Below are 10,341 nucleotides of genomic sequence, written 5' to 3' on the forward strand. Positions count from 1 at the left end.
ACACAGCTCCCGACCCATCCCCACCCGCTGCGAACCCTGACCCGAGAACACGAACGCCGTCCGACCCGGCGCCGCCACGCCCCGGGCCACCTCTTCGCCATCCACGACCAGCGCACGGTGCTCGAACAGCGAACGCGAGGCGACCAGCGAGAACGCGACCTCGGCGGGGTTGGCGGTCAGCGACCGGAGCCGGGTGAGCTGTTCGTCCAGCGCCGCCGAGGACCGCGCCGACACCACCCAGGGCACGAGCCCGGACCCGGCGGCGGGCTCGATCGGCTCGACCGGCGGCGGCTCCTCCAGGACCACGTGGGCGTTGGTGCCGCTGATGCCGAAGGACGACACTCCCGCTCGCCGCGGCCGCGCCGCGGCCGGCCACTCCACGGGCTCGGTCAGCAGCGACACAGACCCCGCCGACCAGTCCACATGCGACGACGGGGCGTCCACGTGCAGGGTGCGCGGAAGCAGGCCGTGCCGCATCGCCAGCACCATCTTGATCACCCCGGCGACACCGGCCGCGGCCTGGGTGTGCCCGAGGTTCGACTTCACCGAGCCCAGCCACAGCGGCCGGTCCCGGTCCTGGCCGTAGGTCGCCAGCAGGGCGTCGGCCTCGATCGGGTCGCCGAGCGTGGTGCCGGTACCGTGCCCGTCGACGGCGTCGACCAGACCCGGTGCGAGCCGGGCGTTCTCCAGCGCGGCCTCGATCACCCGCCGCTGGGAGGGTCCGTTCGGCGCGGTGAGCCCGCTGGACGCGCCGTCCTGGTTCACCGCGGAGCCGCGGACCACGGCGAGGACGCGGTGGCCGTCGCGCCGGGCGTCGGACAGCCTCTCCAGCACGAGCACGCCGATCCCCTCGCCCCAGCCGACGCCGTCGGCGGCGTCGGCGAAGGCCTTGCACCGGCCGTCCGGGGACAGCGCGCGCTGGCGGGCGAACTCGACGAACACCGCCGGGTTCGGCATCACGGTGACCCCGGCGGCCAGCGCCAGCGAGCACTCCCCCGCGCGCAGCGCCTGCGCGGCCAGGTGCAACGAGACCAGCGAGGACGAGCACGCGGTGTCGACCGTGACCGCCGGGCCGCGCAGCCCGAGCTGGTAGGCGAGCCGGCCCGAGATCACGCTGGCCGTGGTGCCGGTGGCCAGGTGTCCCTCGACGTCGTCGGGGACCGCGCCGCCGGAGGCGTAGTTCAGCTGGATCGCACCGACGAAGGCGCCGGTGTCGGTGCCCCGCAGCGAGCGCGGGTCGAGCCCGGCCCGCTCCAGTGCCTCCCAGGACACCTCGAGCACCAGCCGCTGCTGCGGGTCCATGGCGAGCGCCTCGCGCGGGGAGATGCCGAAGAACTCCGCGTCGAAGCCCGCCGCGCCGGCGAGGAAGCCGCCCTCCCGCACGTAGGTGGTGCCGGGGTGGTCGGGGTCGGGGTGGTGCAGTGCGTCCAGGTCCCAGCCGCGGTCGGTCGGGAACCCGCCCACCACGTCGCGGCCGTCGACGAGCACCTGCCACAGGTCCTCGGGCGAGCCGACACCGCCGGCGTAGCGGCAGCCCATGCCGACGATCGCGATCGGCTCGTGGTCCCGCGCCTCCGCCGCCCGGAGCCGCTCCTTGGCTTGGCGCAGATCCGAGGTGACCAGCTTGAGGTAGTCACGGAGCTTGCTCTCAGTGCTCGTCATGCGGCCGTCCCTCGCTGCTCGGCGGCGCTGTCGAGCCGGCTCAGTCGAGCCCGAGCTCCTCCTCGATCAGCGCGAACATCTCCTCGTCGCTCGCCGTGGCGAGCTCGGCGGACCCGTTGTCGCGGGCACGGCCGTCCTCCAGAGTCCACAGCACCGAGGACAGACGTTTGACCAGTCTTGACCTGGTATCCGGGTCCAGTGGGCCGGCCGAGACGGCCGCCTCCAGCCGGGCCAGCTCGGCCAGCGCCGGCGCGTCCTCGGCCGCGCCGAGCAGGGTCCGCAGGTGATGGGCCAGCTCGGCCGGCGTCGCGTGGTCGAAGATCAGCGTCGTGGGCAGCGCCAGCCCGGTGCGGGCGGCAAGCGCGTTGCGCAGCTCCACGCCGTTCAGCGAGGTCATTCCAAGGTCGAGGAAGCCCCGGTCCCGGTCGACCTCCTCCGGCGAGGCGTGCCCGAGCACCATCGCGACGTCGGCGGCGACCAGGTCGGTGAGCAGGGCCTGCTGCCCGGCCGGGTCGAGCCCGGCGAGCCGGTCGGCCAGCGGCCGGTCGTCGACCACGACCGGGCGGGCCGGTGCGCGGACCAGGCCGCGGAGCAGGGCCGGCACGGTGCCGCGGGGGCGCAGGTCGAGCCGCACCGGGACGACCAGCGGGTCCGGCACGGCTGCGGCCGAGTCCAGCAGCTCCGTCCCCAGCTCCGGGTCGATCGGGACCAGCCCGGCGCGGCGCAGCCGATCGCTCTCCGCGGCGTCGAGGTCGCCGGCCATCCCGGTGGACCAGGCTCCCCAGGCCAGCGAGGTGGCCGGCAGGCCCCGGACGCGGCGGCGGTAGGCCAGGGCGTCGAGACAGGCGTTGGCGGCGGCGTAGCCGGCCTGGCCGGGGCTGCCAGCCACCCCGGCGAACCCGGAGAACAGGACGAACGCGTCGAGGTCGGCATCGCGGGTCAGCTCGTCGAGATGGGCCGCCCCGTCGGCCTTGGCGCCCGCGACATGCCGGACCCGCTCGTCGGTGAGGTCGGTGAGCAGCCCGTCGTCGAGGACCCCGGCGAGGTGGACGACGCCGGCCAGCGGGTGTTCCGCCGGGATCCCGGCGAGCAGGGCCGCGACCTGCGCGCGGTCGGCGACGTCGCAGGCGGCGACCCGCACCTCCGCGCCGAGCGCGGTGAGCTCCGCCACCAGCTCGGCGGCGCCGGGGGCGTCCGGACCGCGACGGCCGGCGAGCAGCAGGTGCCCCACGCCGTGCCGGGCGACCAGGTGGCGGGCGAGGGGCGCGCCGAGCGCGCCGGTGCCGCCGGTGACCAGGACGGTGCCGGTGCTCGACCAGCGCCAGGCCGGCTCGGTAGCGGGTTCGGCGCGGGCCAGCCGCGGCGCGGTGACGACCCCGGCGCGGACGGCCAGCTGCGGCTCGTCCGCGGCGAGCGCGTCGACCAGTGCCGCCGCGGACCGGTCGGTGCCGTCCAGGTCGGCGATCGTGAACCGGCCCGGGTGCTCGGACTGCGCCGAGCGGACCAGGCCCCAGACCCCGGCATCGGCGATCCCGGCGACGTCGTCCTCCGGGGCGGTCGCCACCGCGTGCTCGGTCAGCAGCACGAGCCGCGACGCGGTGCACCGGTCGTCGTCGAGCCAGGCGCGCAGCGCACCCAGGGCTCCGGTGACCCCGCCCCGGACCGGGAGCAGCACCACGTCGGGCACCTCGTCCAGCTCGGTGACGGCCGGTACGCCGGCGCGGACCAGGGCCTCGGCCACCGGGCCCTCGCCGAGCACGACGCAGCGCCCGCGCGGTGCGGATGCGGCGGGTACCGGTTCCCAGCGCAGAACGAACAACGCGTCCTGGTCGACTGCCGTGGGCGCCGCGGGCGCGAGTTCGACGGCCGCGGCCGTGAGCACCGCCCGTCCGGTGTGGTCGGTTGCGGTCACCGAGCGGCCGGCCGGACCGGTCGGGACGACCCGGACCCGCAGCGCGCTCGCGCCGGTGGCGTGGACCGCGAGGCCGGACCAGCCGGTGGGCACGAGGTCCCGCTCGGCCCCGACCAGTGCGGCGGCCGCCAGCAAATCCGGGTGGAGCACGACCCCGGCGGGGTCGGCCTCCTCGGGCAGCGTCAGCTCGGCGAACAGCTCCTCGCCGCGCCGCCAGGCCGCGGCGACCAACGCCCCGTCGGGCTCAACCCGGACCGCGCCGCTCGGCGGCCACTCCGCCGGCGCCGCGGTCGGCTCGAGGGTGGGGGTGAGCGTGGCTGTCCCGTGGCGGAGCCAGCGGTCGGTGCCGGCGGGGCGGCTGTGCACGGTGACCGGGCGTCGGCCCTCGTCGTCCGGTGGGGCGACGGCGACCTGGACCTCGCGGTCTCCGCCCGGCAGCGCGCGCTCGACGGCCAGGTCGGCCACCGCGGTCGTCCCGGCCTCCTCGCCGGCCCGCAGGACCAGCTCGACCAACCCGGCCTCGGTCACCCCGGCAGCCGACCGGCCGGTGAGCACGACCTCGCCGGAGGCCAGGCGCAGGGCGTCGGTCAGCACGGGATGGCGCAGCGACCCGGCGCCGGCCGGCCGCGGCGGGAGCCAGTACCGCCTGCGCTGGAACGGGTAGGTCGGCAGGTCGACCCGGCCGGCGCCGGTGCCGGCGAACAGCTCCGCCCAGGTGACCGGCACGCCCGCGCAGTACAGCCGGGCGAGCGCGGTCACCGCGGCCTGCTCCTCGCCCCGGTCGCGGCGCAGCAGCGGCACGGCCACCGCCTCCGGCGCGGTCTCGCCGACCAGCCCGGTGAGCACGGCGTCCGGTCCGAGCTCGAGGAAGGTAGCGCCGCCGCTGGTCCGCACCGCCTCGGCGAAGCGGACCGTGCCGCGGACGTGCTCGACCCAGTAGTCCGGCGAGCCCCAGTCGGGGCCGGCGGGTTTCCCGGTGAGCGTGGAGACGACCGGGATGACCGGCTCGTGCCAGGTCAGGTCGGCTACCGCCGCACGGAACGCGTCCAGCATCGGTGCCATCAGCGGGGAGTGGAAGGCGTGGCTGGTGCGCAGCCGCTTGGCGCGGTCGAACCGGGCGGCGACCGCCGCGACCGCGTCCTCGGTGCCGGCCAGCACAACCGACCTCGGGCCGTTGACCGCGGCCAGCGACACCTCGGTGGTGAGCAGCGGGGTGACCTCGTCCTCGCTCGCCGGCACGGCGACCATCGCGCCACCGGGGGGCAACGCGCCCATCAGCTCCGCACGGGCGGTGACCAGCCGGCAGGCGTCGGGCAGCGACAGGACACCCGCCACGTGCGCGGCGGCGATCTCCCCGATGGAGTGCCCGACCAGTGCGTCCGGCCGGATCCCCAGCGACTCCACCAGCCGGAACAGCGCCACCTCCAACGCGAACAACGCGGGCTGGGCGGCGGCCGTGTCGTCCAGCGCCGCCGACTCGTCCAGGTCGACGGGGACACCCAGCTCGGCCCGCCCCCGCGCCCAGGCCCGCGCGAACACCGGGAAGCGCGCGGCCAGCTCGCGGCCCATCCCGACCCGCTGTGAGCCCTGCCCGGCGAACAGCACGACGAGGTCGCCACCGCCCCGGCCGCCACCGCGGGCCAGCTCCGCGCCGTCGGAGGTCAGCACCGCCCGGTGCTCGAAGGAGCTGCGGGCGGTCAGCGAGAACCCGACGTCCAGGGGGTCGGCCGAAAGCTCGGCCAGCCGTCGTGCCTGCTCCCGCACCGCCGGCGCGGTCCGTCCGGACAGGACCCACGGCACCACCGCCGGGGTCACCGCCGGCTCGGGGGCGGGTGCGTCGGGAACGGGTGCCTGTTCGAGGATCAGGTGCGCGTTGGTCCCGCTGATCCCGAACGAGGACACCCCCGCCCGACGCACCGAACCCGGCCACTCCCGAGCCGAGGTCACCAACTCCACCGACCCGGTCGACCAGTCCACATGCGACGACGGGTGGTCGGCATGCAACGTCCGCGGAACCACACCACGCCCCATCGCCAACACCATCTTGATCACACCCGCGACACCGGCCGCGGCCTGGGTGTGCCCCAGGTTCGACTTCACCGAACCCAACAACAACGGCGCCTCCCGGCCCTGCCCGTAGGTCGCGAGCAACGCCTGCGCCTCGATCGGATCGCCCAGCCGGGTCCCGGTGCCGTGCGCCTCCAGCACGTCCACATCGGACGAGCGCAGCCCGGCGTTGGCGAGCGCTTGGCGGATCACCCGCTGCTGGGACGGGCCGTTGGGGGCGGTCAGGCCGTTGGACGCGCCGTCGGAGTTCACCGCGGAGCCGCGGACCACGGCCAGCACGGGGTGGCCGTTGCGGCGGGCGTCGGCGAGCCGTTCGACCACGACCACGCCGACGCCCTCGGCGAGGCTCATCCCGTCGGCGCCCTCGGCGAAGGCCTTGCACCGCCCGTCGGGTGCGACGGCCCGCTGGCGGCTGAACGCGACGAACGCGTCGGGCGTCGGCATCACGGTGACGCCGCCGGCCAGGGCGAGCTCCGACTCGCCGGCCCGCACGGACTGGCAGGCCAGGTGCAGGGCGACCAGCGACGACGAGCACGCGGTGTCGAGGGTGACCGCCGGCCCCTCCAGGCCGAACAGGTAGGCCAGCCGGCCGGAGAGCACGCTGGCCAGGCTGCTGGTCACCACGTAGCCCTCGTCGTCGGTGTCTGCGCCGCCGCCGTAGTCCTGATAGCTGGCGCCGATGAACGTGCCGGTGCGGGTGCCGCGCAGCGCGGTCGGGTCGATTCCGGCGCGCTCGACCGCCTCCCACGCGGTCTCCAGCAGCACCCGCTGCTGCGGGTCCATGGTCAGCGCCTCGCGGGGCGGGATGCCGAAGAACCCGGCGTCGAAGTCGGCGGCGTCGGCGAGGAAGCCGCCGGCGCGGGCGTAGGAGGTGCCCGGCCGGTCGGGGTCGTCGCTGAACAGGGTGTCGAGGTCCCAGCCGCGGTCGGTCGGCAGCGGGGTGATCGCGTCGGTGCCCTCGGCCAGCAGCCGCCACAGGTCCTCCGGCGAGCGCACCCCGCCGGGGAACCGGCAGCTCATCGCGACGATCGCGACCGGCTCGTCGGCGTCCCCGCCGGCGGGCACCGTCGGCGCGGCGACCTCCACCGCGGTGCCGGCGATCTCGCCGCGCAGGAACTCGGCCAGCGCGGCCGGGTCGGGGTGGTCGAACACGAGCGTGGCCGGCAGCGCGAGCCCGGTCGCCCGGGTGAGCCGGTTGCGCAGGTCCACGGCGGTGAGCGAGTCGAACCCGATCTCGCGGAACGCCCGGCCGGGGGCCACTGCGTCGGCCGTGGGGTGGCCGAGGACCCCGGCGGCCTGGGTGCGGACCAGCTCCAGCAGTTCCTTGCGCTGCTGGTCGGCGGGTAGCCCGCGCAGCCGGGCGACCAGCTCGCGCTCGGCGGGTCCGGCGTCGCCGGTTCGCTGGTCGCGGACCTCGGGGATCTCGTCGAACAGCCGGGTGGGACGCCCGGAGGTGAACACCGGGTGGTACCGGCTCCAGTCGATGTCGGCGACGGTCAGCTGGGTCTCGTCGTCGTCGAGGGCGCGGCGCAGCGCGACCAGGGCGCGCTCGCGGTCCATCAGCACCAGCCCGCTGCCCTCGATCCGCTCGACCGGCAGCCGGTTGGCGTCGTCGCGCCAGGTGCCCCAGCTGATGGCGGTGGCCGGCAGCCCGCGGTCGCGCCGGTGGCGGGCGAGCGCCTCGAGGTAGGCGTTGCCGGCGGCGTAGGCGGCGTGCTCGCCGCTGCCCCACACCCCGGTGGTGGAGGAGTAGAGGACGAACGACTCGACGGTGTCGGGGTCGAGCAGCTCGTCGAGGTGGCGCGCACCGGCGACCTTGGCGGCCGCAGTCTCGGCGAACTCCTCGACGCCGGTGCCGGCGATGGTCGCGAGCCGCACGGTGGCGGCGGTGTGCACGACGTGGCGGGGCCGGTGCCTGGCCAGCAGGTCGGCGACCGCGTCCCGGTCGGCGATGTCGCAGGCCTCGACGGTGACCCGGGTGCCCAGCCCGGTCAGCTCCTCGACCAGCTCGGCGGCTCCGGGCGCGGCCCGCCCGCTCCGGCTGACCAGCAGGAGGTGCTCGGCGCCCCGCTGGGCGAGGTCGCGGGCGAGGAACGTGCCGAGCACGCCGGTGCCGCCGGTGACCAGCGTGGTGCCGGTGGGGTTCCAGCGCCGCCGCGCCGGCCGTCCGGTGTCGGGCGCGCGGACGACGCGGCGGGCGAACACGCCGGTGGGGCGGATGGCCAGTTGGTCCTCGTCGCCGGCGGACAGGCAGGCGGCGAGCCGGGCGCCGGCCTGCTCGTCCAGCGTCTCGGGCAGGTCGACCAGCCCGCCCCAGCGGTGCGGCTCCTCGAGGGCCCCGGCGTAGCCGAGGCCGTGCACGAGGGCCTGTAGGGGGTGGTCGAGCCGGTCGGCGGGTTCGGTGGCGACCGCACCGCGGGTCAGGCACCACAGCGGCGCGTCGACCTCGCGGTCGCCGAGGGCCTGGGCGAGCGCGAGGGTGAGCACCAGACCGGCCGGCAGGGCGGGGTGTGCGGTGCTCGGGGCCTCGTCGGCGGCGAGCAGCGAGACGACCCCGGCGACGCCGGTCGGCTCGCCCAGCGCCGCGGCGACGTCCGCGCGGTCCATCCCGTCGGTGAGGGTGACGGCGCGGGTCGTGGCGCCGTGGGCGGCGAGCGCGGCGGCCACGGCCTCGCTGTCCTGGGTGGACACGACGAGCCAGGTGCCGGTCAGGGCGGGCGGTTCGAGGTGGCGGACCGGGCGCCAGGCGACGCGGTAGCGCCAGGAGTCCACCTCGGACTCGGCGCGGCGGGTGCTGCGCCAGGAGGAGAGCGCGGGCACGACGGCGCCGAGGGCGTGCTCGTCCACGCCGAGGTGCTCGGCGAGGTCGGCGAGGTCGTGGCGCTCGACGTCGTCCCAGAACGTGTCGGTTCCGGTGCGCGGCGCGGGCGGCGGCCAGTAGCGGTCGTGCTGGAAGGGATAGGTGGGCAGGTCGACCCGGCGGGCGCCGGTCCCGGCGAAGGAGGGTGCCCAGTCCACGGGGGCGCCGCGGACCCACAGCTCGGCCAGCGAGGTCAGCAGCCGGTCAGTGCCGCCGTCGTCGCGGCGCAGCGTGCCACCGGCGGCCGCCGGCACCCCGGCGGCCTCGATGCTCTCCCCGATGCCGACGGTGAGCACGGGGTGCGGGCTCACCTCGACGAACAGCCGGTACCGGTCCGCGAGCAACGCGCCGACCGCCGGGGCGAAGGCCACCGTGCGACGCAGGTTCTCGTACCAGTACCGGCCGTCGACCTCGGTTCCGTCCAACCAGCCGCCGGTCACCGTGGAGTAGAAGGGAATCCGGACGGCGCGCGGCGCGATGCCGGCGAGCTGGTCGGGGAGCTCGTCGCGAAGCAGCTCGACCTGGGCGGAGTGGGAGGCGTAGTCGACGGCGACGCGCCGGGTTCGCACGCCCTCCTCGGTGAGCCGGGTGGCCAGCTCGTCGAGCGCGTCCGGGTCACCGGAGACGACGACCGACGCCGGTGCGTTGACCGCGGCGATCGAGAGCCGCTCGTCCAGCCGCCCAGCCACCTCCCCCGCCGGCAACGCCACCGACATCATCCCGCCGCCACCAACCAGACGCCGAGCAATGGCCGCACTGCGCAACGCCACCACCCGCGCACCGTCCTCGAGCGACAACGCACCCGACACCACCGCGGCGGCGATCTCACCCTGCGAATGCCCGACCACCGCGTCCGGCTCCACACCATACGAACGCCACACCGCCGCCAACGCCACCATCACCGCCCACGACGCCGGCTGCACCACCCCCACCCGACCCAGCTCACCGCCACGAAGAACCTCCGACAACGACCACCCCACAAACGGCGCCAACGCCGCCGCACACTCCTCCACCCGCCCCGCGAACACCGGCGACTCATCCAACAGACGAGCACCCATCCCCACCCACTGCGCACCCTGACCGGGAAACACGAACACGATCCGGCCGTCCACATCGGCCACGCCCTCGACGGCCTCGGCGCCGACCAGGACCGCGCGGTGCTCGAACGCGGAGCGTCCGGCGAGGGTGAGGCCGATGTCGGCGGAGGTGAAGCGGGGACCCACCCGGCTGAGGAGGTCGAGCTGGTCGCGGAGGGCCTGCTCGGTGCGACCGGAGACCGGCCACGGCACGAGCCGGGGTCGGCTCGACGCGGGGTCCAGCTCCGGCACGGGCGGGCCCTGCTCGAGGATGACGTGGGCGTTGGTGCCGCTGATCCCGAACGAGGACACCGCAGCGCGGCGGGGGCGGTCCACGGCCGGCCACTCGACCTGCTCGGTCAGCACCCGCACCGCGCCGGCCGACCAGTCCACGTGCGAGGACGGCTCGCCGACGTGCAGGGTCCGCGGGGCGAGCCCGTGGTGCAGTGCCTGCACCATCTTGATGACGCCGGCGACCCCGGCCGCGGCCTGGGTGTGCCCGAGGTTGGACTTCACCGAGCCCAGCAGCAGCGGCGTCGCCCGGTTCTGGCCGTAGGTGGCGAGCAGGGCCTGCGCCTCGATCGGGTCGCCGAGCGGCGTGCCGGTCCCGTGGCCCTCGACCACGTCGACGTCCGAGGTGGACAGCCCGGCGGCGGTGAGCGCGGCCCGGATCACCCGCTGCTGGGCCGGGCCGTTGGGGGCGGTGAGGCCGTTGGAGGCGCCGTCGGAGTTCACCGCCGAGCCACGCACCACCGCCAGCACCC

Annotated in this window: 2 protein-coding genes; both read right to left on the bottom strand. The window is 76.1% G+C overall.

Annotated elements, in window-relative coordinates; translation table 11 throughout:
* The coding region (locus BU204_RS36230) for a type I polyketide synthase (RefSeq protein WP_408608078.1) at window positions 1–1,623 on the bottom strand (1,623 nt) is incomplete at its 3' end.
* Between the two features lie 79 nt (window positions 1,624–1,702).
* Window positions 1,703–10,341, bottom strand: an 8,639-nt coding sequence (locus tag BU204_RS40990) for a type I polyketide synthase (protein ID WP_198943108.1), incomplete at its 5' end; no start/stop codon positions are given.

The organism is Actinophytocola xanthii, from assembly GCF_001921205.1.
Taxonomy (GTDB): Bacteria; Actinomycetota; Actinomycetes; order Mycobacteriales; family Pseudonocardiaceae; genus Actinophytocola; species Actinophytocola xanthii.